Here is a 24,611-nt window from a genome sequence, read left to right as displayed (position 1 = left end):
CCCAATTATCAGAGAGAATAACATGTGCTCAATTATCGGCTACTATGGAAAGATTAACGCAGCACCAATTCTTGTTAAGGGATTAAAAAGAATGGAGTATCGCGGATACGATAGCGTTGGTGTTGCAACAGAATCAGAGAACAAAATTGAACTAAAGAAAGGCATCGGAAAAGTGGATGAAGTAAATTCAAAAATCCAATTAGACATCATGCCAGGAAAAATCGGCATAGGCCATACCAGATGGGCAACTCATGGAAAAGTAACAGATACAAATGCACACCCTCATCCAAGCAATTCTGGAAAAATTGCAATAGTGCATAATGGAATTATAGAAAATTTTGAGGAATTAAAACGACGATTAGAAAATGAAGGGTATAGTTTCAAAAGTGAAACAGATAGTGAAATAATTGCAAATTTGCTTCAAAAAAATTATGAATTAACAGAAGATGTTAAAGAAACAATTATGAAAACAGTTTCAGAAATAAAAGGACATTATGCATTTGTTGCAATGTTTGAAAACGGTCAGCTTGCAGCAGCAAGATATCACGAACCATTAATCATTGGAGTTGGAAAAGATGATTTCTTTTTGTCAAGTGATGTTTTGGGATTCATTGAATATACAGACGATGCAATTTACATGGAAAATGGAACTTTTGTGATTTTAGACAAAGATAGATTTCAAATTTTAGATTTTGATGGTAATCATGCAAAATATGGAATAACTAAAGTATCAAAAGAATTCGGAGATGCTTACAAAGGCGATTATGCACATTTTACGTTAAAAGAAATTTATGAGCAACCTGAAACAATTTTGAAGGCCGGAGAAAAAACGGCAGAAGCAATTGAAAAGACGGCAGATTATCTCAGACATTCAAAAAACATCTACATTACAGGAAGTGGGACAAGTTACAATTCTGCATTAATTGCAAAACAAATACTTTCAAAATATGCAAAAATCAAAGTTGAGCCCATCATGTCAAGTGAACTTCAGTTTTCACCAGACAGTATTGAGGAAAATTCAATCCTGATTGCAATATCTCAAAGTGGTGAAAGTGCAGATGTGTTAGAAGCTGTAAAGATTGCAAAAAAAGCAAATTGTAAAATCATATCTATTGTAAATCTACTCACATCATCACTTGCTCGTGAAGCAGACGTAATTATTGGAATGAATTGTGGGCCAGAAATTGGAGTTGCAGCAACAAAGAGTTTTACAGCACAACTTGGAATAATTTACAAAATAGTAGAGAAACTAAGTAATGATGAAATAAAGATTGATTTTGACAGGATTTCAGAATCAATTTCAAAAACATTGAACAAACCCATAAGAATTCAGATAGTAGCACAAAAATTAAAAAATATTTCAGACATCTATGTTCTAGGAAGAGGAGTACATTATCCAATTGCAATAGAGGCAGCCTTGAAATTAAAAGAGCTCACATACATTCATGCGGAGGGAATTCCTGGCGGAGAATTAAAACACGGACCGCTTGCATTGATGGATGAAAGCGTATTTGTGTTAATTATCAATCCAAATGATTCAACATATTCAGATACTCTAACTAGTGCAAGAGAAATTAAAGCTCGAGGAGCAAAAATTATTGGAATTTCAGACGTAGAAAGTGACGTATATGATTATTGGATAGAGATTTCCAAGGTTGAAGAATCAATGTATCCAATTTCAGAAATAATTCCGATACAATTGCTGTCGTATTATGCAGCACTTGAAAAAGATACAGACCCAGATTATCCTAGAAATTTGGCAAAATCAGTTACAGTGAAGTAAATAATCGACGATATTCTTTTTCCACCAAGTCTAAATATTTTGTAGAATCATTTCCAGTTTTCATCATGGAGGAAATTATGCTTCCACCAGCACCTACTCCTTCTTTTGCAAATCCTTCTGAAAACGCCTTTAGACCGGAATATTTAGAATTTTCTAAACCAGGATTTACAGAAATTGCAGGTATGTCGGCAATTTTTTTAACTAGATTCGTAAAATTTGCACTTTCATCATTTGTAATGTATGAAGTAGTTCCAATTACAGTATTTTCTTCATTGAACCCAATTTTGGATGCAAATGCCAATACGGCAGTCATCTGAGTTCCACCTGCCAGCATAACCTTAGATACATCAGCGGCAGAACTTAACATTCCAGCAACAAAAGGAATCATGGGGTCACCTACTTTTGCCACAATACTGTAAGGATGGTCAGAATCAATTCGTTCAATTGCAGAATCAGCAATGTGATTTTTCAACTCTACAGGGTTGTTTGGGATACTAGAACTGACTTTAGCATCAAACCCCAATCCTCTCAATACAGCCAATGCAGTTGTAGTTCCTCCAGGAATGCTCTCACCAATCACTAGGCAATCAGTAAGCGATGCTAAACTCCTCCCAACTATTCTACCATAATCTACAGCGTGAGATACTTGAGAATCAGTCATTGCATCATTAGTGGAAATATTTTTTCCGAATTGTAAACCTGTTTCAATAAATGGCAATTGCGGCAAAACTTTACTGCCAGCATTAACAGTCAAATGAGGAATACTAGAAGATTCTAATGCAGTTTTAGTAAGTAAACCAGGAGTAGGTTTCCCATCTGGAGTCATTGGAATTTTATCTATAGTTTTACAATATCCATAGTGAAGATATTCTGCATCAGCTGGTGGTGTAAATTGAATGGAGTTCATATCTGCACCAGCAAAAGTAATTCCAGGAATTTCACAAGTTTCAGTATATGATATGACAAATGAAAAAAGAAATCTACCAGATTTCATAGTTTCAATAAAATTATTGGCTTGATCTATATTCCCATGCAGTTCAAAATTTTCCAAGAAATCACTATCCCATCATTTCAACAAATTGTTGTTCAGTTCGTTTTTGCATAACATGATTTGTGATCTTTTCTTGTCCAATAGTAGATACTTCAGAAGGACCATAATTATGACCAGAATACAATACCATATTATCATCTAATGAATACAGAACATCAAATAGACTGTGGTATAGCTCCTTTGCACTACCTCCAGGTAAATCAATTCTTCCGCAATTTCCAACAAATAACGTATCACCTGAAAAAATTTTACCATCACCTACTAGACATATGCTATCTTTAGAGTGACCAGGAGTATGAAATACTTTTAATTTTGAATTGCCAAATTCTATAAAATCACCATCTTTTACAGTAATATCATGCTTCAATTCAGAATATTCATGTTGAATAATTGGAGCATTAGTTGAGTCAGACATTGCTTCATTTCCTAGAGTATGATCAAAATGATGATGAGTATTTACAACGTATTTAATTTTCAGATCATTTCTTTTAATGATCATTTCTAATTCTATCAGATCCCAAGAAGGATCAATAATTATTGCCTCGCTTGTATCTTCATCCACTACAAGATAGGTAAAATTTTGCATATTTCCAACTTGGATTTGATGAACTTTCATAAGATGCCCTCTTCAGCTTCTGGAGGAATTCCAATTTTTTCCACATACAATTCACCGGTCAAATCTTTTCTCTTAGGAATTCCTTGTTTCATTTTATGAAAGGTGACTGTCATGTCACATTTTGTACAAATGTTTGCGGTTTCACCTGTTTGAGGATCTAATCCAGATGGAACATCAACTGCAAATTTGTAACAGTCTATTTCATTGATGAAATTAATTGCAGATGCATATGGTTCTCTAATTTCTCCCGAAATACCTGTTCCCAAAATACCATCTACTATAACGTCGGGTTTAAAATCAAAATTAAAAGAATCGCCAGTCGTCAATTTGACAGAAGGCATTTTCTGCAATATTGACCAATTCCAGTTGCTTTCTTCAGTTTTAATCTTTTCAGGAGTTCCAAGAAGCATGACTGTAACTTTTGCACCATAACCAGCCAAGTGCCTTGCCATCACTAAACCATCACCACCATTGTTTCCCAACCCTACAAAAATCAAAATGTGTTTAGATTCTACACTACCAAGTTTGTCAACTAATCTTCTAACTGATGCTGCACCTGCATTTTCCATCATAAATTTTTTTAAAAATCCCATATCATGACCTTTATTTTCAATTCGGTACATTTGATCTACAGTAATTTCCATACGATAAATGAAAATCATATCCAAAATAAGAGTTTGCAGAAACAGACTGATCAGTTAAATTCTACCCTCCGTCTCAGCATCAGATGATGGTAAAACAGTACTATATTGTATTAGAAGAGTTTGATTCACAAAAAGATTATGGAATCACCATTAGGGAACAGTATGCAAAATGTTTGTCAGTGTTAAAAAAAGGAGAAAAAATCAATTCTGCTGAATTCATAAATGAACATTTCAATGAATTTACTAGAAAACCACGATCTAAGGATACAAATTGTCAACCTAGAAAACACTGTTGATAATCTTAATGCAATAATTACGGAACAAATTAAAGTAATTTATGATTGGATTCTTTCAAAATAGATTATCTTTTAATTTTTTTCTTGTTATGTTCTCATAACTGATATTCATAATTACATCTTTTATTGTTACTTTCATACTATGATAATATGGGAGAAATTCCAGAAAGAGCTAACAAATTGAATCGTGCATTTTTACAAATATTTACCGATGGGATGAATAGCATCAAGCCTGATGATTCGTCTGCACAAGATTTTGGTACACAAGTAAAAGCATGGAATCATGCATTTGCATTTAATGAAAAATTAAAGTATTATGTTAATGATCGAATAAGTAATGTCATAAGTCTTGCAGGACAACCAAAACGAAGCGATGAGTATCAAAAAGACGTAGATAAACTTGTTAAAGAACTCAATGATCAACTCAATTCTAGTGAATTTGAAGAAATGATGAATATTGCAAGACCACGTTTGCCTACTGATGACCCTAACTATAATGAAAAAATGAAAGCGTGGGGAGGTGCATTTACCTTTCCACAAAAGCTAAAAGATTTTGGAGCAGAATTAGAAACATTACTTGTAAAGCATGATGGAAGAATCCCAATTGGCATATTCTATATTTCAGTAGATAGCCTGATTAAAAATCTTGAAAACCAAAATTAATAAAAGATTAAATAATTTGTGAATATATTATAATGTGATACAATTTGGTGACTAAAGAAGACGCAATTGATAAACTTCAACAATTAACTGATGAATTTAATATGAAAACCTCTGAACAACTACTTTCAAAACTTCAACAGGAGGGATTTGACATTGCAAAATTAAGCAAGGAGGAAACTAGATTTATTGAGAATGCCACATCAAAAACTGATAATACATTTGAACTAAAAGAAATTTCAAAAAAATCTAAATATTTTGGAGAGCGATTAAATAATGCAAATTTAGATTCATTTGAAAAAGTTGAATTAATGTATCTTGTAGGATTCTTTACTGGCGTTGTGTTAATTTTATCAGCAATAGGAATTTTTGTTCACAATGCTATAAACGGCGCAACAGGTGAAGCTGCCACCTCTGGAAATATTCTATCAGCAGTTTTTGGCAGTTTGGGCGTAGCAGATATGCTGTTGTTACTCTATACACCAGTTAGAGAACTTCAGAAAAGCAGAGGCAATATATCAAAACTCTCTGCATTGTATAATGAATGGCAATACATTTCAAATTGGACAGGAAAAACTTACAATGTTCTAAATGAAAAATTAAAAACAAATCAAGAATTAGAACCAAAACAGGAAAAACTTATCAACGAAATGAGATGGCTCATTGACCTAAAATCAGACACTACTACTAAACTTGCAAACCTTATGACCCAAATGGTAACACATAGTGAGACAAAAAATCTAGCAGTATCAATTTCATCAAAACCTGAAGCACCAGAAGTAAATTCAAAAGTAGAACTAGAAGCTGATGTTCACGGCATATCCGCATCTGAGGTTGATAAAATTACTTATCTATGGAGTGAGGAATCTGGAAATATCACAATGGATAAAAAAAATAAAAGACAAGCAGAATTCGAGTATGACAAAGCTGGTGAATTTACTTTTAAAATTGATGTAAAGTCTGGAGACAAAACTGGAAGTGCTGAATCAAAAATCACAATCAAGCCTAAAATCTCAGCTATTGCAGAACCTACAAAAGTCCAAAAAAATAACAAAATCAAACTCATTGCCAAAGTAGACGGATTAGATGATGAAGAAGAAAAGAAACTCTCTTACAAATGGAAAGAAACTAGTAAATCATCTACTACCATTTCTTCTGACGATAAAGAAGAAACCGAGATCACCCCTACAAAAGAAGGTAAACTAAAGTTCAAAGTTACAATTACTAAAGATCAAAAAAAATTTGCAGCCAAAGAAGTTGAAGTAGAAGTTACTGCTTAAACTATGCCACCATTTTCTAAACCAAAGAACGTTGATTTTGAATGGGACAATAATGTAGAATTAAAGGCAATAATTGATTTACAAAAGAAAAGTGACTATAAACTCCCAAAACCCAAAAGCAATCAAATTCTATGTGCAACTTAGAATATTGCAAATTTTGATAGTCAAAAAAGACCAGAATCTGCATATGAACTAGTGGCAGAAATTCTAAAACCGTTTGATCTTGTTGCCATTCAGGAGGTTAATTCTGATTTATCTGCAATTTATGCAGTAATGGAGTTCCTGCCTAGTCATGGCATAATTTTCACGGATATTGCTGGAAACAAGGAAAGATTATGCTATATTTTCAAGAAAAGTAAAATCAAACTTACATCCCATGTGGGAGAATTGGATATTCCTCCTTCTGATAGAAGGCATTACAAAATGACTTTTCATGATGATAATGGAGATCCATGCATTCATCGTTTCTCAGGATTTGACAGAAATCCATATGTGATTAGTTGGAAATTCAAAGAGCATACATTTTCAACATATAATTGTCATATCTATTTTGGTGATGAAAAAGAAGATGATGTGTTAAAATTCAGGAGAAGGATTTTAGAAATATTTTCACTTGTAAAATGGGTTACCTCTAAAACCAATCACAAAAATGGATTTGTGTTTTCACCAAACGTTATGCTACTTGGAGATATGAATGTTCCAGCAATGACTAAAGATGATGAGGTTTTCAAACAAATTAACAATAAGACTTTCACAGCTGTTGACTATACTGATTATCTTACTCCGTATTCTAATATTAAAAATGACAAGACATATGATCAATTGGTTATTGCAAAACCATTTGCAGAAAAGATGTTATTAAAAACACATGGGATATTTGCTTGGGATAATGCTATGTTTAATGAATTGTGGCTAGACTTGAAGGAAAGATTTGGCAAAAAAGCAGCATCCAAGTTTCAAGCATATGCTAAATGGGCAATATCTGATCATAGACCGTTATGGTGTCTATTTGAGTTTGATTAAATCAAAAACAGGATACCATAACGAATTTCTTAAAAATAAAATTTGTTGAAATTATTTCAATTTCTTATACGAATTTCGTTTTGTATTGTGCCTGAAAAGCCATACATAGAAATTTTAGTCTTGTTAATATTTAGGACATTAAGAGTTTAGCAAACGGCTTTATCCTAGTTTTTAGATATTTTTAACATGACTTTAAAGAATGTTAAAATATCATTAAATAAAATTTCAAAATCTTTAGGGAGTGTACAGGACGCAAGAGAATTTTTATTAAAAAATACAAGAGAAATCATCATTCTCTGTAGCAAATCAATTATCGCTGTTCATAAAGGAGAACTAGAGACAGGAAAAAACAATTTAAAACAGGCAGATATTCTCTTAAAAAAATACAAGAAAAAAGCAACTGGCGGTCTTGAGAGATACCTAATTACCCCAGAGCAAGAATTTGTAGAGGCAGCATGTCTTATTGCAATTGTTGAAAAAAAAGAAATTCCTTCTGACAAAAAATTATCAGTCATGCCAGAATCATATGTCTTAGGATTACTTGATTGTATTGGAGAACTAAAAAGAATGGTATTTGACAAAATTCGAATTGGAAAAATAGATGAAGCTACGCGAATTTTTGATGTAATGGAGAATTTGTATCTAAATTTGTACACTTTTTCATTGTATGACAAAGTAGTCAAAGAGGCTAGAAGAAAGATAGATGTCAATAGAATTCTAGTAGATGATGTTAGATCAGCAATTACAGAAGAGAAAAGACGTAGTGAATTGATCAAAACTTTACAAAAACTAGAAAAATAATTTTCAAAATTCTAGTGCGGGCGATGGGATTTGAACCCACGAACTCCTAAGAGACTAGCCCCTCAAGCTAGCGCCTTTGGCCAGGCTGGGCGACGCCCGCAAAGGAACTTCCTTGCATGGTTTTTATAATCCTTGATTGCTTTTTCGTTCGTATGTTAATACCTGTTAGATGTTTTACTTGTGGAAATCTAGTTGCAGATAAGTTTGAGGATTATCAAAATAAAATTAAAGCAGGAGAAGATCCAGTTAAAACTCTGGATTCTTTAGGAATTGAGAGATATTGTTGCAGAAGAATGCTTTTGACGACTGTAGAAACAATTCAACAAGTAATTCCATTTTATGAAGCAATTCAGAGAAGAAAACAAGAAGTTCAATCTGAGTTAGAGTAACTTGGCCAAAATATCCTCAATTGAGGGACGTGTTCTATACAATAGCAGAGGAACAAAAACTATCGAGGTAGATATAGAATCTGATGGAAAATTTCTAGGCAGAGTCTGTGCACCTTCAGGAGCAAGTGTAGGAAAATATGAAGCAGTTAGTTTTCCCAATGGAAAACCAGAAGTGAGCCTAAAAATTCTAAAGGAAAATGCTCAAAAATTCATTGGTTTAGAGTCCTCAGATCTTAAGGAAATTCATGATGCTCTGAAAAGTTTGGATAGTTCTTCAAATTATTCGAGTATAGGTGGAGCATTAGCTTTTGCAGTTACAATTGCATCAATGGAATCAGCATCAAAAGCTTTAGGTCAGGAACTGTTTCAAACATTATCATCAGAATCATCATTCAAATTTCCATTTCCAATAGGAAATATTCTAGGTGGCGGAGCACATGCAGGTCCTGGAACACCTGATATTCAAGAGATTCTGATTTGTGCTACAGGTTCAAAAACAATCGAAGATGCAATTGAAACAAATTTGTTAGTTCACAAAGAACTACGTAGTGTTTTAGAAAAAGAAGATCCTCATTTTACAAATGGGAGAGGAGATGAAGGAGGATGGGCACCAAAATTAGAAAATATAAAAGCATTAGAAGTTTCTACAAAAGCTTGTGAGAATTTAGGATTCACATTAGGTAAAGAAGTATCATTAGGAGTAGATTTTGCATCATCCACACAATGGAACGAAGAAAAAGGAAAATATGTTTATGATAGAGCAGGATTCGAAAATTCTCCTGGAGAACAAATAGATTTTGCAGCAGGCATTATTGAAAAATTCAAACTGATTTATGCAGAGGATGCAGTTCATGAAGAGGCGTTTGAGGATATGGCAGAATTGACAGCAAAATTCCCAGACATGTTGGTTACAGGAGATGATTTAACAGTTACAAATAAAGACATTTTGACAAAAGCAATTGGCTTAAAATCATGTAATGCTGCAATTCTCAAAGTAAACCAAGCAGGTAGTCTTTATGATGCACTTGAATTTGCCAGTGTTGCAAATCAAAACAATATCAAATTAATCACATCACATAGATCGGGTGAATCTAATGATTCACAGATTTCCCACATTGGTCTTGCTACAAAGTCAAAAATGCTCAAAGTAGGAGTGGTGGGAGGAGAAAGAGTGGCAAAATTAAATGAATTATTGCGCCTCTCAGAGCATGATTTAATACGCGGTATGGTAGAGATTTAAAATCGTCATGAGCCAACAAGCAGAGACAACTGACATTAAAAAGAAGATCCTAGCTACTGGAATCAGAGTAGGAACTCAAGTAAAGACAAAATTCATGAAATCATTCATCACCAAAGCCAGTCCTGAAGGACTTTACATGCTTGATTTAGACATCACGTTGGAGAAAATTAAAACTGCAGCCAAATTCATCAACAGATTAGGAGCAGATAATCTCATAGTTTGCTCAGGCAGGCAATATGCAGAAACACCAATTGAGAAATTCTGTGAGATGTTAAATTCAAAGAAACTTCTTGGAAGATTTATGCCTGGAACATTAACAAATCCATCATTACCATATTACATTGAACCAAAATTAGTCTTAATTTCAGATCCTCAAGTTGATGAACAAGCCATTATTGAAGCAACCAATGCAGGAATTCCAATCATAGGAATTGCAAATACAGATAACATTACATCGAATCTAGATGTAATTATTCCTGCAAACAATAGAGGAAGAAAAGCTCTTGCTACAGTTTACTGGTTACTTGTACGTCAAGTTCTCATTGAAAGAGGAGAGTTAAAGGAAGACGAATCAATGAAATATGAAATTGATGATTTTGAAACAAAGATTACCGAAGAGGAAATCGAATAATTCAATCAGAATTTAGTATTCACTTGAAATCTAAAGCTTCTGCACCAGGAAAAGTAATTCTTTTTGGAGAACATTTTGTAGTATATGGAATCAAAGCTATTCTTTGTGCCATAGATAAAAGAATCACAGTTACTGCAGAAAAAACAAAAGAGAGAAAAATTTCTATCAAATCGAACATTGGGAAATTAGAATTAGAGAAAAACATATCACTTTCAGAAATTAATTCTCCACTAAAACCATTTTATTATTTAGCAAATAAAATAATAAAAAATCATGACATAGGAATTGAGATCATAATAGAATCAGAGATCCCATTAGGGGTAGGTTTAGGTTCGTCATCTGCTTGTTGTGTTGCAGGAGCTGCAGCAATTTCTAGATTATTTGCAGATACAACCAAAGAAGAAATCCTAAAACTGGCAATTGAAGCTGAAAAAACAATTTTTCAGAATACTTCAGGGGCAGATTGTACTGTTTGCACATATGGTGGGATAATGGAGTATGATAAAGAGAGTGGATTTACTACAATAGAATCTCAACCTAATTTCCATTTAGTAATTGCAAATTCAAACATCGAACATTCAACAGAAACCATTGTTGCAGCAGTAAAGGAATTCAAAGCAAAAAACGAAGAAGAGTTTTCCACATTATGTAGGAATGAATCCGAATTGATTGAGGATGTTTTGAAGGAATTAAAAGATAACAATATCAAAGAAATAGGGAATAAAGTCATTCAGAATCAAGAATATCTTGAAAAAATAGGAATTTCAAACGATAAATTAAGAGACATGGTCAAAATAGGTAAAAACAGATCTTTTGGAGCAAAAATCACGGGTGCAGGTGGAGGAGGATGTATTTTTGCTTTAACAGATAAATCAAATTTAGATAATACGATCAAACAATTCAAAGACAACAATTATGATTGCTTTTCAGTGAAAATTGATTTCAAAGGACTGGATACTTTTTAATTGACTAAATAATTTCGAACATCATGATTCTAATAAAACTAGGAGGTTCAATCATCACAAATAAAGAAAAACCATTATCGCCTAGGAAAAAAACAATCAGTAATCTTTCAAAGAGTTTAAAGAAAATCAGTGAGCCGATAATTATTGTTCATGGTGGTGGCTCTTATGGACATTATTGGTCTGTAAAATATGACATGCACACTAAAGGTGGGAAATATGATCCAAGAGGAGTTGCAATTGTTAAAAATTCGATGATTGAATTAAATAAAATAATTTTAGATTCATTGTTACAAAATAAATTAAATCCATATTGTTTGCCACCAACAGATTTTATGTCAGGAAATAAACCAATTATAAAAAAAATCAAAGAGATTGAAAAAATTGCCAAGGCAGAATTAATTCCAGTTACATACGGAGATGCCTTGTGGTACGGTCAGAATAAAACATTCATTTTATCAGGAGATAAGATTATGACTCATCTTGCAAAAATACTAAAACCTAGACTCTGTATTTTTGCATTAAATGAAGATGGATTGTATTCAGATCTAAAATCAAAAAAATTAATTTATGAATTACATGATGAGATACCTTCAATTTCAGAAAATAAGATGGATGTGACAGGAGGCATGACTAGAAAGGTGGAGGAAGCAACAAAAATTTCAAAAATGGGAATCAATGTGTTCTTCGTAAATGGAAACAAGCCGGAAAGAATTGTAAAAGCGGTTAAAAATAGGAAATTTGAAGGGACATTGTTTAGGAGTAAAAGAAATGTCTGAAGAATTTGTGATTTTAGTTGATGAAAACGATAACCCAATAGGTAATGAAGAAAAAGTAAAGTGTCATTTACCAGATGGAAAACTTCACAGAGCATTTACTGCATTATTATTTGATAGGGATGGAAGACTCGTTCTTACAAGACGTGCAAAGGAAAAAATGCTCTGGCCAAACGATTGGGACGGAACATTTGCAAGCCATCCAAGAGAATCAGAGACATATGTATCATCAGGTGAAAGAAGAATGCCTGAAGAATTAGGAATTACAGGAAAGCTGGACTATCTCCACAAATTTGAGTATCATGTCCCCTACAAAGACATAGGTTCTGAAAATGAAATTTGCGGAACATTGATTGGGATAATTGACAAATCCACAGAGTTAAAAGAGATTGAGGGAGAGATAGATGAAATTAAGTGGATTTCAACAAAAGAGCTACTCTCAGAATTAAACACAAACCCTCAAAATTATTGTCCATGGATGCTTATCGCATTAGAATTACTTGAGAAATCTGAACAATCAATGCTTGAAAAGTATGCAAATGTCTTATCTACATGGATGAATAGTGAAACTCATGAAGGATTGCAGAAAGCAATCAAGAGTCATTTACCAAAGGAAAAATGGAGATTAGTAAATGAAAAAAACTAAACAAATTGAAAAAAATGCTAAAACAATAAACAAGTATCTTAATTCAAAGCTAAAAGGAAATCCAAAAAAACTCTATGATGCAGCAGGACACCTAATTGTAAATGGAGGAAAAAGACTTAGACCATACATGGTTATTAGAAGTTGTCAAATTTTAGGTGGAAAAAGTTTCAAGGCCATGCCAGCTGCAAGTGCCGTAGAAATGGTTCATAACTTTACTTTAGTTCACGATGATATTATGGATAATGATGAAATGCGTCATGGAGTTCCTACAGTCCACAAAAAATTTGGAATGCCTATCGCAATTCTTGCAGGAGATGTTTTATTTTCAAAAGCATTTCAATTAATCACAGATTCTAAATTATCATCAAGTGCTATAACTCATTTAGTTTCCAGACTTGCTAAAGCATGTGTGGATGTATGTGAAGGTCAGTTACTTGATGTAAAAATGGCAGAGGAAGGAAAAATTCCAACACAAGCAGATTACATCACAATGGTTAGCAAAAAAACAGCTGCATTGTTTGATGTATCATGTGCAATGGGGGCAATATGTGCAACAAACAATGCTGATGACATATCAAATCTATCATCATTTGGAAGAAATTTAGGAATTGCATTCCAGATTACAGATGATCTTATTGGAGTAATGGGAGATCCTAAGATTACAAAGAAACCTGTGGGAAATGATCTAAGAGAGGGTAAAAAATCACTTCCAATTTTAATGGCAATAAAGTCAGCAAAGGGTAATGATAAAAAAGTAATTTTAAAGGCATTTGGAAATTCAAAAATTTCAAAAAATGATCTCAGCAAGGCCGTAGATGTAATTCGTTCTCTAAATATCGAGAAAAATGTAAGAAAACAGGCTCTAAAATATGCAGACAAGGCTGAAAAATCTCTATCAAAATACTCGGGCCCTGCTAAAGCAGAACTCATATCATTATTGGATTTTGTAGTTAAAAGAAGTGTATAGTTGCAATAAGGAAAACAGGCATGGATGAAGAATTAAGAAAAGAAGTTAGAAAATTATCACTTCAAAATGCATATGAGCACGGAGGAAAAACTCAAGATAAAATAATTTTGGGAAAAATTCTGGGGACAAAACCAGAATATCGAAGTAAAGTAAAAGAAATCACAAAAGATATTTCTGAAATTGTTAATTCAATTAACCAATTATCATCTGAAGAACAAGAAAAAGAAATTAATGAAAATTTTCCAGAACTTTTGACACCTAAGGAAAAAATTGAGGAGAGAGAAGGACTTCCAGAATTAAAAGGAGCAGTTCAAGGAAAAGTTGTTACAAGATTCCCTCCAGAACCTAATGGCTACCCACACATAGGACATGCAAAAGCTGCTATAATTAATTCAGAATATGCAAAGATGTATGGTGGAAAATTTATCCTAAGAATGGATGATACCAATCCTGAAGCAGAACGAATGGAATACCATGCAGCCATCAAAGTTGGACTAGAATGGTTAGGCATAGAATTTGATATAGTAAAAAATACTTCAGATGATATGGAGATATTTTATGAGAAAGGTTTGGAGTTATTAAATTCTGGAAAGGCGTATGTTTGTACTTGTAAAAGAGAGGACATCAGTAAGAACAGAAGAGAAAGAAAAGATTGCAAATGCAGTATGAGTGATATTGATAAAAATAATAAAAATTGGGAAAAAATGAATACAAAATACAAAGCAGGTGAGGCTATTGTTAGATTTCGTGGAGATATGAAAGCAGACAATGCAGTTATGAGAGATCCAGTATTATTCAGAATAATTGATGGGAAGCATTACACATTAGGTGAAAAATTTAGAATTTGGCCTAGCTATGATATGGCAGTAGCAATTGAAGACAGTGTTGACGGTGTCACACATGCTTTTCGTTCAAAAGAATTCGAACTTAGAAAAGAATTGATTGATGAGATTTTAGATGCCCTAAACATGCGTAAACCGCAACAAGGATTTTTCTCAAGATTAGAATTCAAAGGAATGCCAATTTCAAAAAGAATTATCAAGCCATTGATTGAGGAAGGAAAGGTTTCATGGTACGATGATCCAAGATTACCAACTCTTGAAGCATTAAGAAGAAGAGGAATAAAACCTGAAGCCATTAGAAAATTTATCATGTCATTAGGACTAACAAAAGCAAATACTCTTGCTCCATTTGATGCTCTCGAAGCATTCAATCGAAAGTTTGTAGATGCCAAAAGCATAAGGCTGTTCATGGTAAGTGATGTAAAAAAGTTAGTAGTCAAAAATCTGCCTATGTCATCAGTAGAAATTCCAAATCATCCAATTAACGACATGGGTAAGAGAAAAATTGTGATCGATGAAAATTTCTATATTTCTGGAGAGGATGCTAAGAATTTCAAAGAGGGAACCAAAATAAGGCTTTTAGGATTAGGAAATATAATTATTAAAAAAATTGGTTCAGAATTTGAAGGAGAGTTAATCAATGATGGCGATACAAAAGGCATTACAAAAATACAATGGGTCCCTCAAAAAACTGCACATGAAATTAAGATGATCATTCCAAAGACATTATTCATTGAAGATGAGTTTAACGAAGAAAGTTTGGAGGAATTAGATGTCTATACAGAACCACATTATCTACAATTAAAAGAAGGAGAAGAAATTCAATTTGTTAGATTTGGATATTGTAGAAAAGATTCACAGAATCAATCAATTTTCACACACAAGTGATTAATTATGAAAATAGCACGATTATCATATGAGAATAATGAAACATATGGTTTTGTAAATGGGGATAAAGTATCTACAAAAGACGAGATCACTTACCTAACAGGGGTTCCAATTCCACAAAATGTGAAAGATTTTCTTTTTGATGGTTGGTATGATGAAATTAAAAATAAAATTAACGATTTACCATATACAGAAAATATTTCAAAATACAAGTTGTTGTCTCCAATACCAAATCCAAATAAAATTATCTGTTTGGCATTTAATTATGTAGATCATGCAAAAGAACAAGGATTGGAAGCGCCAGAAGATCCTGCCATTGTAATAAAACCAAGAACAGCACTCAACAGCACTGAATCAGACATTATATGCCCAGATTTTGTAAAACAATTAGATTATGAAATAGAATTAGCCTTGATAATTGGAAAAAACTGCAAAAATATTAGCGTGAAAGATGCATCAAGTGCAATATTTGGATACATGATTTTCAATGATGTGTCTGCCAGAGATATTCAATTCAAAGATAGACAATTCACTAGAGGCAAAAGTTTTGATTCATTTGCACCTTGTGGACCATGGATTACAACAGTAGACGAAGTCAAAGACGCACAAAATCTAAAGTTAACAACTAAAATTAACGGAGAATTAAGACAGAATTCTTCTACAAGCAATATGTTCATTAAAATTCCAGAAATTGTTTCAAAAATCTCCAAGGTAATGACTTTAGAAAAAGGAGATATTATTTCCACAGGGACTCCAGCTGGAGTAATGCTAAACAAACCAAATGCAGTATTTTTGAAAGATGGTGATAAAGTAGCGATGGAGATAGAAGGTCTTGGAATTTTAAACAACACGATTAAGTTTGTCAAGTCAGATTAAACTAAAGATTTTTTCATCAAATGAAATGAAATTTTATGTTCTAACGAATCAAATGCTGGTAAGTGTTCTTTTGTTAAAATTTGTATTCTTTCATAATTTTTTTCAATTGCATGGTTTTGTAAAAATGAAATTATTTCCAAAACAGAATTCTCTGAACCTGAAAATAATGTAACAATCAAAGTTTTATCAAAATGTTCTGAATCAGTAATAATTGCAATTGAATCATTATCGAAACTAGAAGATTTGATAATTTTTTTGTCCTCATAAAATTGAGAAAGAGTGTAATCATCAATCGGAAGCCATCTCCAAGATTTTACATAATGATGGTAAAATTTGGGATTGAGTGATTTTTCAAATTGTATTTTATGACTAAGGCTTCTTTTTGGAGACAGTGAATAAAAATTCCAGGTTTGAAATATTTCATAATCTAAAGAATGTGCCATGTTCAAAGATGAAAAATTTTGGGTGTCAATTAGCATATACGAAAGGGAAGCATTCTTTTCTTTACCTACTAATTCAGCATTCATTACTAGTTCTGAGGCAATTTTTTGTCGCCGGAAATTAGGATCAATGCGAATACCTTCAATCCAAATCTGGTCTTTTGAGTAAAATGCATGACAGATTCCAACAGGTAACTGTTTTTCAAATACGAAAAGATTGCCTTCAGATAGCCAAGAATCCCAAACTTGTTCAATATAGTCACCCCAAGAAAAAGTATTTTTACAAAATTTTAGAATTGGAATTTTATCTTTAGTTTTAGCCTCTCTGATCATCATTTTCACCGTATACGAAAAAATATTAAGAATTGTTAGATAATAACTGCAATGGGGAAAATTATAGCTGGAAAAACATCAGATATTCCTCCTGGAAAGATGATCAAAGTCTCTATTGATGGAAGAGATATTTTAGTTGCAAATATTGATGGGGACTATTGTGCCACAGATGATTCTTGTACTCATTCTGGTTCAAGTTTATCTGAAGGAAAATTAGATGGATGCGTAATTACATGTGGCTGGCATGCAGCACAGTTTGATTGTAAAACAGGAAAACTGGTAAAATTCCCAGCAAAAATAAGAGATTTAACATCATACAATGTTGTTGTAGAATCAGATAGCATATTTGTAGAGATGTAACTATATACCTCTAATTTTTAATAAAATGTAATAAAATGGTCGATAATACTCAGAATAAAGAATCTATGAAAGAAGCTATTGATACACTAAATCAAATTGTTGTTAGCAATTCAACTCCAAAGACAATAAAAAAGTCAATAACAGATTTAATTACAGATTTGAATAACGAAGAATATTCATTATCAGTAAGAGCTGCAAATACAATTAGTCTATTAGATGATGTTACACAAGATCCGAACATGCCATCATATGTTAGAACTCAATTATGGCAAGCAGTTTCAAAATTAGAAAGCATAAGGGAATAAATTCTCGTTTGCATCATACTTAATATTGAAAATTGAAGAATATTTAGAAACACTTCCTGAGAACATACTCAGTGGTGAAGATGTTCAGCTCCCAGAAAAATCTTTTAGAGAGATTTTTAAGTTTGTGGGTTTAGGGAAAAATGATGTTTTTTATCATTTAGGTTGCGGTAATGAAAAAGGAATTGAGATTGCAATTAAAGAATTTAATGTAAAAAAAGCTGTTGGGATAGATAACAATTCTGAAAAAATTCAAGATGCCAGAGTTCATCTCAAAGAGAGGAATCTTCAAGGACAACTCATTTGCAGTAATATCGAAGATTCAGATATTTCAGAAGCATCAGTTATTTTATTTTGGTTTACAGATGAAAACATAATAAATAAAATGATGGAGAAATTTGAAACTCTTAAACCAGAAACAAAAATAATTACAATTTGGGGGCCGCTTCCAGATTGCCTTCCAGATAAAGTTAATTTTCCATACATTATCAATAAGACCCCACTCAAAAGAGCTGAAAACATGCAAGAGCAACTATTATCTATTTTTGGTGTAAAATGCATAGATTTCGTCACCGCATGGGAATTTGCAGAAAGATATACAAAATCTATTGGAACACCAGAGATTCGAAATGATCGATTTTTGACAATTATTCAAACTTTGATGATTTGGATAAATGCAAAAAAGTTAGGAGTTGCGTGTGGTGAAGAAATTCCAGAATCAATTCAAACATACATCAAATTAATGAAAATGAATTTCGATATTGATTTTGAACATCTATTAAATGAGTAATTCATGCAATCTTTTTATTTTGTTTTTACATGAATTAAGCATGGAAGGCAAAATTAACATCAACGTTTCTGCAGTAGATTACGATAAAACTAGTAAAGCGTTAACTCATCAACTATCACTTTTAGAAGAAATGGTTCATGGTGAAGAGGACTTTGTAATGACAGATTCAGAATTTGCCTTTGGTTGGCACTTTTTTGTACTTAGTGTGAATAGATCACTTGTGCAAAAATTGGTAGAGATGATGGGCTCAGATTTTGAAAAATTAAAAGGAAAGGGAATGGAAAAAAAGTTTCTTACTTGGTTAACAAAGAATCTGGAGAGTAAATCGCCTAGATTCAAAATTGCCATAAAAGAAGAGATGGAATCAAGTAAATTCGGAATATTCTAAAAGTATGTGTTCCTTAGGTGATTTGTCAAATTAGTTCAAGACCCTTCCAGTTTTAAGCATAAAAATAGACGATCTAATTTACTATCCTGTTGCCACAGAATAACTAACGGTAAATGCATGTCATTCATTGTATGAAGTGCTACCGGCATTTACAGTAACATTTAGCCATTTAACACATGGTTTGGCTTCAATTACCTGAAACAGATTCTGAATCAGAGATCATGAGAAACTAGATTACATTAATGGTAAATTCAACTACAGGGCTAAGAGCAATTGGATTATCTAAGCTATTCCAAACAAAAACTGTTGTGGAGTAGTTTCCAGCATTTGCAGGAATCCACGATACAGAAGGTGAAAAAGATTGTTCTTTTTCAAGATTACCAGAAATCCATGATAAGGAAGTCACAGTGTTTGATGAATCACGAATTTGAATCAGATAAGTGAAAGGCTGGTTTGTAATATTGTTGTTTGATATATCAGCAGTAATCTGAATCTGTTGATCTACTTTAACTTGATTGATCATACTACCAAATGAATCAACAATTCTAGGATTAAAAATAGGTACACGCTCCAATGAGGGGACGACAGGACCAACAATTGTATTTGATGAAATTTTAAGTTCGTCAGCTCTTGTATAGGGTTTTGGCAAAGTGTGATCTTCGTATCTTGCAGTAACATAATCACCCTCATTTACTCGTAATCGACTACCTGATGATTGATCGTTTGTACTGAATGTAACATACCCTTCAAAGATACCGGTAGCTTGTCCAGTTTCTGTTACTGTAAGATCAATTCCACCAAGATCTGAATCAGACCATACATCTATTGAAAAGTTGTTTACTGTTTCAGGGTTGAGATTCATATCAGGATCAATCACTCGAATTATGCCATCTCCATTAGCAGAAGTTATTCCTTGAACCCATTCTATAGTACCAATATTCCATCTAATCAAAGCTGAAGATGTGGTGGTTTTTTTATCACTATATTGAAACGACACAGTTAACCCATCGTCATTTTTTGATTCTAAGAATCCATTAGTTGGTCCACCGTTACTTTTTGGTTCGGTTCTGGGCATTGTGTCCATACCATCAATATCACCTGTTCTGGGATTACCATCAGCATCGTGTTTGAATCCTGTCATTATTATTTCACCTGTAAATATTCCAGTGTCTGTACCAGTTTCTACAAGTTTGTATTGTGAAAGTTTGTTTGATCTAGTAGATATTTTGATTTCATTTGTGGATTTTGTCCCTATTTCATCAATTTTATTCACATCAAAATTATGATCGGGGGCTACAATTGTAACATATACTTTGTCCGTCCAAGAATACACTTTCTTATCTAATGTGATCAAAGATTGAAAATTAGAGGTATAGAATTTCAATTCTATTTTTTGATCATTTTGCCCAACAAAATCAGAACCTGCTGTTCCCCAATCAGTATATGTGATTTCAATCGTCTCATCTCTATCAAGAGGTTTGCCATCTATCTGTGAAGGAATTTCAATGATAGTTTGAAATATTCCAGTTGAGTCCCCAGTCTCACGTAATCCAAAGGGGCGTGAATCAAAAATCTTGCCATTTTGTGTTATAGTGCCGCCAAGATTTCCCATTGTAACTCTTACATTATCTGAATCCCATTCTAATACATCAAGTGAATGGGTTTCTGCCTTTTTAGCATCAAAGTTAAGATCTGGATCAATTAATGTAATCAAAGCATCACGTCCGATAATGTAAGACTGTCTATCAGATTGTAATGTTCCAATTCTAAGATCAAATGCAGCTGAACTAGTCACAGTTCTTTGAGAACCTGATGCATCTGTTTGATCAGAATATTCTACAGTAATCACATCACCTTGCATTATACAATAACTACCACTAGATGGAGATAAATCAAATCGCGAGAGAATACCAGTTTTTGTTTTGTCTAGTTTTGTGAATCCAGAATCAGGGGTAACTGGACATTTTGTAGAAGCTGGACCATCCACATATCTTATTGGTAAATTAAACTGAAATATTCCAGAACCAGGAGCAGTTTCTACAATTGGACCCAGTTCCCGGGTGACTCCGCTTTTTATGCTCTTGCCAATGGTGATGACTCCTTGTTTGACTTCTTCACCACCAGCAGTAGCCAAAAGTACGCTAGAAGAACCTCTATTCACTAATACTTTTACTGGCCCATTAGACCCTACAATGTTTTGTGAGATTTTGTCTTCTCCATTAGGAGACAAGTTATAGTCAGCATCATGAATTTGAACATAAAGAATTGTATCTTTAGGTCCTATCTCTTCTCCAGAATCTATTGACTTTGTATCACCATTTTTTGTAATTGCTGTTAGATGATATGGAAAAATGGAACGCCCATCAGGTCCAGTTGATGAAGATTTACCTGAATTAAAAAAGTCTGAAACAGAACCTATCGGTACAGGATAACTAGTTCTATCTAGTTTAACAATTCCACTTGTTGCACCAACAGATGCACTGGCACTAGTAATTGCAGCTTGACTTGATTGCCCCCTAAAATCATAATATCTGGCACCAATATCAACTCCAGTGGTAGATTTTACTATGCCACCGTCATTTCGAGAACAGTATTGAGCGGGAATCTTGAAATTTCCTACAAACTCTCCTGTCTGTCTTCCAGTTTCAACAAGTGTAAAACCAGTTGATGCTAATCCATCACTTTTAGATATTGGGAGACAGGATTTGCCATTGTGTAATATAGTGGATTTTAACCAACGTTCATCATCAAATGTTATTTCTAACAATCTTCCAAATGGCTCATTTTTAATCTGTCCCAAATTTGGCAGCCCTATAGTATCAGCTGCTAAATCACCAGGGAATTTTGCAGGGTCAACTACCGTGTAAATATCTACAAGGTCAGAATCGACATTAAGATCCTTATCAAATAGATTCACACCAACTGTATCACCGGGCTTGAATGTTTTTACTGAAAGTACTACAATTCCCATGTGAGTAAGTACATCTTGTTGATCTGAAACTGCAGTTTGTACTCCATCAGTTCCTAAATCATCATAATTAATTCTTGGAGCATCATTACCTTTTAATTCATCAATCATAAGAAAGACAGGTTCATCATCAATAGGAATTATTTTTTCGTATGTTGTTGAATCAAAAATATTCAACTGGTTTAACATAATGTACTCAAGGCTTCCTCTAAACTTTCCAGAGTTTTTTGTCAATTCCTCCATCTCTACACGTACAATTTGATTTGCAATTCGATCTTGCTTTGAGAGACCATCATTTAGAATACCATATGAAAAGAAATCAGCAACAATAGGTCTTGTTTGCGTACCAATATTTTGGATGGGTGTAAAAGTAAATAGCAGTCCTATTGGTTCGTTTCCAGTAAATGATTGAGAGAATAGATTAGAATGCAATGTTTGTGGATTAGAAACTTGTTTTGTAGAATTGAGATTGATCAAATTCTGAAGACGGTTATCGGATACAATTTTTATTGCGGATAAATTATTTGTTGGATTGCCAGAAGAATCAAGTATGCCAGAAGAAGATTCATCTACTAATAAGTAAATATCCACATTATCTATGGTACTATTCAAAGAACGAATGTCATAGTTAAACATGTTTAATCCTCTAAAATTTTTTGAAGAGTCAAACGGATTGTTAATAGAATTATAAAGTTCTTTGAGAGGTGCTTTAAGATCAATTACAAGTGCATTAATGTTAGCTGTTGTTATCGGATCAATTCTTGCTCTATCGCTAAATTTCTCTACTGATGTTTTTGTGTTAGTGCCTAAATTTGAAGACGTCAAAGTAAACTTGTCAGATACAGGAGTAAGAGTGAATCCAGAAAGAAATGATGATTGGATTTTTGATGCATCTCCAACTCCACTTTCGCCTAACGTAAATGGATCACCTGTACTCAAAGCTGGAATTGCCTTGTATGCAGGATTAAACAGATCAAGATCTTCTTTTTCTAGATTATTTTTGTTTGAATCAGAATCAACTAAGATAACGGGCATTTCTTCGCCAGAATTCCATTCAGTTCCTTTTAGTTTTTCATCAAGGGATATTGTACCCTTGCCAAATCCAATTAGTAGTGTTATTGGTTTTTTATTATAGTCTATAGTTGCAGATGTGCCTCTTTGTGCATTCTGAGTTGTGATTAGAACAGAATCATTATTCGGATCATAGGTAGTGAAAATACCACTGTTAGGTGTTGTTTCGGTAATTGTCACGGGTTGTTTACCTGCTCCAATTGAGCCGGATGCAGTTGAAATAAGAGAGATGTCAATTTCACCATCCCCATTCGTTTCAGAATTATCATTGTCTTTGATAGTTATTACATTTGTTTGTCCCTGTGTATTAGGATTGATCTTTAGAACTCCATTATCTTTGAACATCATAGAATTCAGATAAGGTACCAAGTTGACAGCCCCCGCAGTTCCATCAGAATCAAGTTTTCCAGATTCTTCATAAAGCAAATAGTAAGTGGATGGATTTGAAGAAGAAGTTCCAAATGACCATGAATCCTCATCGGTAGGATCAATGTTAAGAGTAAGATCAGTTATTTTGAGATTAACGTCAGATGATCTAGGATAAATTGATCTGTCAAGTTCATGTTTGACTAACTTTTCTGCAGTATCAAATGTAAGTATAGTCTGTTGAGGCCCACCTCCCCTATTGTATTGAATGATCACATTTCCACCTTTTGAAAAATCATAGAGTTGGATAAATGGCCATAGATCTTGAGAGACCAGACCAATTTGTCCAAGTTTAACATTTCCAGTTCCTGGATTCATGGCCTTTGCTTGTCTCACCACATTAATCGAGTTTTTTGAGTATGGAGAAGACAAAGAACAGTCCTGCAAAATTTGATTCGGAGGATTGATGCCATTTTCCCCTCCAATACCAGAACCGCTTACAGGTATTGCAATTCCCTCAGTATCAGAAACAGAAACACCGAGGATGGAGGTATTTCGAGAACAGAATGTTCCAAAGTCAAGCCCTTTTCCGGTCATACCAACTGTGCTATCAGCAATCTGGGCTTGTTTTCTATCTGAAAAATAACCATACCAATTACCATCAGTTGCCTGAATCATTCGTAGATCTTTTCCATTAATTGTTACATCAGGTTCTCCCTTTCCCTCATCAGTATCACTAATGTTTTGATCACGAATTACAACCTCAATGACTTGTGGACCAGATACTCTATTTTGAAACTGAGAATTTTCAGCAGATACATAGAGGTTAGGGTTTTGTGCATGGACATTAGAAAAATTATTAGTGACAACACTGCCAGCAAGAATTAGAACAAAAAGAAATATTGAATTTATTTTAACATGTTTTTTCATTTGGCAACTACCTCTTCAAATATTTCGACGAATGTGTTGTTAGGATTTTTCGCAAAGATTTGTGTTTTATAATTTATGTAATCATATTGTGCAGTTGATACACCTTGTCCCTTCAATGTATTAGCTGACTGAATCAAATTCAGTGATCCTGTAACTGTACCTAGTGATAATAGAGACATAATGAAAAATACTACAAAAATTATTTTGTTTGTCATGGCTATTTTCCTGTGACTATCATACTTAAGGAATGATTATTAAAAAAGATTCTTTGCATAAAAATCAACATTATTGA

General features: G+C 33.3%; 25 protein-coding genes and 1 tRNA gene. 19 read left to right on the top strand and 7 right to left on the bottom strand.

Annotation, left to right across the window (positions count from 1 at the left end):
* The first annotated feature begins 22 nt into the window (after positions 1-22).
* Positions 23-1,783 carry a glutamine--fructose-6-phosphate transaminase (isomerizing) gene (glmS, locus tag C5F50_RS02365; RefSeq protein ID WP_179372108.1) on the top strand — a complete coding sequence of 587 codons (1,761 nt, stop codon included), beginning with the start codon at positions 23-25 and terminating at the stop codon, positions 1,781-1,783.
* Here the strand turns inward: glmS and cobT are convergent.
* Genes cobT through C5F50_RS02350 form a run of 3 tightly spaced genes read right to left on the bottom strand, consistent with a single transcriptional unit; the run spans position 1,770 to position 4,094 of the window.
* Positions 1,770-2,834: a nicotinate mononucleotide-dependent phosphoribosyltransferase CobT gene (gene cobT, locus C5F50_RS02360; protein ID WP_179372107.1), complete on the bottom strand. Its 1,065-nt coding sequence runs from the start codon at positions 2,832-2,834 to the stop codon at positions 1,770-1,772. The two genes, glmS and cobT, sit on opposite strands and share 14 nt — an antisense overlap.
* A 7-nt stretch (positions 2,835-2,841) precedes the next feature.
* Positions 2,842-3,450: an MBL fold metallo-hydrolase gene (locus tag C5F50_RS02355; RefSeq protein WP_179372106.1), complete on the bottom strand. Its 609-nt coding sequence runs from the start codon at positions 3,448-3,450 to the stop codon at positions 2,842-2,844.
* Positions 3,447-4,094, bottom strand: coding sequence for an NAD(P)H-hydrate epimerase (locus tag C5F50_RS02350; RefSeq protein WP_179372105.1), 648 nt, complete (start codon positions 4,092-4,094; stop codon positions 3,447-3,449). Before C5F50_RS02350 ends, C5F50_RS02355 begins: the two co-directional genes overlap by 4 nt.
* A gap of 446 nt (positions 4,095-4,540) precedes the next feature.
* Here C5F50_RS02350 and C5F50_RS02345 point away from each other — a divergent pair, with 446 nt between their 5' ends.
* From C5F50_RS02345 to C5F50_RS02325, 5 genes are all read left to right on the top strand, one after another.
* Positions 4,541-5,053, top strand: a complete 513-nt coding sequence (locus tag C5F50_RS02345; RefSeq protein ID WP_179372104.1) for a hypothetical protein — start codon at positions 4,541-4,543, stop codon at positions 5,051-5,053.
* Positions 5,054-5,100: 47 nt separating this feature from the next.
* A complete protein-coding gene (locus C5F50_RS02340) occupies positions 5,101-6,330 on the top strand; it encodes a PKD domain-containing protein (protein WP_179372103.1) in 1,230 nt (409 codons plus the stop codon).
* Positions 6,331-6,333: 3 nt separating this feature from the next.
* On the top strand, positions 6,334-6,474 hold the full coding sequence (locus C5F50_RS02335) for a hypothetical protein (protein ID WP_179372102.1): 141 nt from the start codon (positions 6,334-6,336) through the stop codon (positions 6,472-6,474).
* Between the two features lie 51 nt (positions 6,475-6,525).
* On the top strand, positions 6,526-7,353 hold the full coding sequence (locus tag C5F50_RS02330) for an exonuclease/endonuclease/phosphatase family protein (protein WP_179372101.1): 828 nt from the start codon (positions 6,526-6,528) through the stop codon (positions 7,351-7,353).
* Positions 7,354-7,539: 186 nt separating this feature from the next.
* Positions 7,540-8,154: a translin family protein gene (locus C5F50_RS02325; RefSeq protein WP_179372100.1), complete on the top strand. Its 615-nt coding sequence runs from the start codon at positions 7,540-7,542 to the stop codon at positions 8,152-8,154.
* A 15-nt stretch (positions 8,155-8,169) separates the two neighbouring features.
* Here the strand turns inward: C5F50_RS02325 and C5F50_RS02320 are convergent.
* Positions 8,170-8,254 (bottom strand) — tRNA-Leu (locus C5F50_RS02320).
* Positions 8,255-8,306: 52 nt separating this feature from the next.
* On the opposite strand from C5F50_RS02320, the gene C5F50_RS02315 reads away from it, so the two are divergent.
* Genes C5F50_RS02315 through C5F50_RS02275 form a run of 9 tightly spaced genes read left to right on the top strand, consistent with a single transcriptional unit; the run spans position 8,307 to position 16,371 of the window.
* Entirely contained in the window at positions 8,307-8,543 is a 237-nt protein-coding gene (locus C5F50_RS02315; RefSeq protein WP_179372099.1) for a DNA-directed RNA polymerase subunit N, read from the top strand.
* Between the two features lies 1 nt (position 8,544).
* A complete protein-coding gene (gene eno / locus C5F50_RS02310; RefSeq protein ID WP_179372098.1) occupies positions 8,545-9,783 on the top strand; it encodes a phosphopyruvate hydratase in 1,239 nt (412 codons plus the stop codon).
* 7 nt (positions 9,784-9,790) lie between these two features.
* Positions 9,791-10,414 (top strand): 30S ribosomal protein S2, encoded by a 624-nt coding sequence (rpsB, locus tag C5F50_RS02305; RefSeq protein ID WP_048117790.1) that lies wholly within the window; start codon positions 9,791-9,793, stop codon positions 10,412-10,414.
* A gap of 23 nt (positions 10,415-10,437) precedes the next feature.
* The gene (gene mvk / locus C5F50_RS02300) at positions 10,438-11,379 is read left to right on the top strand and encodes a mevalonate kinase (RefSeq protein ID WP_179372097.1); all 942 of its coding nucleotides are present in this window, start codon (positions 10,438-10,440) and stop codon (positions 11,377-11,379) included.
* Between the two features lie 23 nt (positions 11,380-11,402).
* Positions 11,403-12,155, top strand: a complete 753-nt coding sequence (locus tag C5F50_RS02295) for an isopentenyl phosphate kinase (RefSeq protein ID WP_179372096.1) — start codon at positions 11,403-11,405, stop codon at positions 12,153-12,155.
* Complete coding sequence (gene idi, locus C5F50_RS02290) at positions 12,148-12,798, top strand: isopentenyl-diphosphate Delta-isomerase (protein WP_179372095.1); 651 nt, start codon at positions 12,148-12,150, stop codon at positions 12,796-12,798. Before C5F50_RS02295 ends, idi begins: the two co-directional genes overlap by 8 nt.
* Positions 12,785-13,765, top strand: a complete 981-nt coding sequence (locus C5F50_RS02285; protein ID WP_179372094.1) for a polyprenyl synthetase family protein — start codon at positions 12,785-12,787, stop codon at positions 13,763-13,765. Before idi ends, C5F50_RS02285 begins: the two co-directional genes overlap by 14 nt.
* Positions 13,766-13,785: 20 nt before the next feature.
* Positions 13,786-15,495, top strand: a complete 1,710-nt coding sequence (gene gltX, locus C5F50_RS02280) for a glutamate--tRNA ligase (protein ID WP_179372093.1) — start codon at positions 13,786-13,788, stop codon at positions 15,493-15,495.
* A gap of 6 nt (positions 15,496-15,501) precedes the next feature.
* The gene (locus tag C5F50_RS02275) at positions 15,502-16,371 is read left to right on the top strand and encodes a fumarylacetoacetate hydrolase family protein (RefSeq protein ID WP_179372092.1); all 870 of its coding nucleotides are present in this window, start codon (positions 15,502-15,504) and stop codon (positions 16,369-16,371) included.
* Here C5F50_RS02275 and C5F50_RS02270 read toward each other — a convergent pair.
* Positions 16,368-17,144, bottom strand: coding sequence for a GNAT family N-acetyltransferase (locus tag C5F50_RS02270; RefSeq protein ID WP_179372876.1), 777 nt, complete (start codon positions 17,142-17,144; stop codon positions 16,368-16,370). The two genes, C5F50_RS02275 and C5F50_RS02270, sit on opposite strands and share 4 nt — an antisense overlap.
* A 51-nt stretch (positions 17,145-17,195) precedes the next feature.
* Between C5F50_RS02270 and C5F50_RS02265 the strand changes: the two genes are divergently transcribed.
* From C5F50_RS02265 to C5F50_RS02250, 4 genes are read left to right on the top strand one after another with little or no spacing between them, the layout of a single operon-like run.
* The gene (locus tag C5F50_RS02265) at positions 17,196-17,504 is read left to right on the top strand and encodes a Rieske (2Fe-2S) protein (RefSeq protein ID WP_179372091.1); all 309 of its coding nucleotides are present in this window, start codon (positions 17,196-17,198) and stop codon (positions 17,502-17,504) included.
* Between the two features lie 35 nt (positions 17,505-17,539).
* Complete coding sequence (locus C5F50_RS02260; RefSeq protein WP_179372090.1) at positions 17,540-17,809, top strand: stationary phase-response protein; 270 nt, start codon at positions 17,540-17,542, stop codon at positions 17,807-17,809.
* A gap of 25 nt (positions 17,810-17,834) precedes the next feature.
* On the top strand, positions 17,835-18,596 hold the full coding sequence (locus C5F50_RS02255; RefSeq protein ID WP_179372089.1) for a class I SAM-dependent methyltransferase: 762 nt from the start codon (positions 17,835-17,837) through the stop codon (positions 18,594-18,596).
* Positions 18,597-18,636: 40 nt separating this feature from the next.
* Positions 18,637-18,984, top strand: a complete 348-nt coding sequence (locus C5F50_RS02250; RefSeq protein ID WP_179372088.1) for a hypothetical protein — start codon at positions 18,637-18,639, stop codon at positions 18,982-18,984.
* A gap of 229 nt (positions 18,985-19,213) precedes the next feature.
* Here C5F50_RS02250 and C5F50_RS02245 read toward each other — a convergent pair whose 3' ends face one another.
* Entirely contained in the window at positions 19,214-24,319 is a 5,106-nt protein-coding gene (locus C5F50_RS02245) for a hypothetical protein (protein ID WP_179372087.1), read from the bottom strand.
* Positions 24,316-24,534, bottom strand: a complete 219-nt coding sequence (locus C5F50_RS02240; protein WP_179372086.1) for a hypothetical protein — start codon at positions 24,532-24,534, stop codon at positions 24,316-24,318. The genes C5F50_RS02245 and C5F50_RS02240 overlap by 4 nt, the downstream gene beginning before the upstream one ends.
* Positions 24,535-24,611 lie beyond the last annotated feature (77 nt).

The organism is Nitrosopumilus ureiphilus (genome assembly GCF_013407185.1).
In the GTDB taxonomy this organism is placed as follows: domain Archaea; phylum Thermoproteota; class Nitrososphaeria; order Nitrososphaerales; family Nitrosopumilaceae; genus Nitrosopumilus; species Nitrosopumilus ureiphilus.
This window is presented reverse-complemented; position numbering and strand designations above follow the sequence as displayed.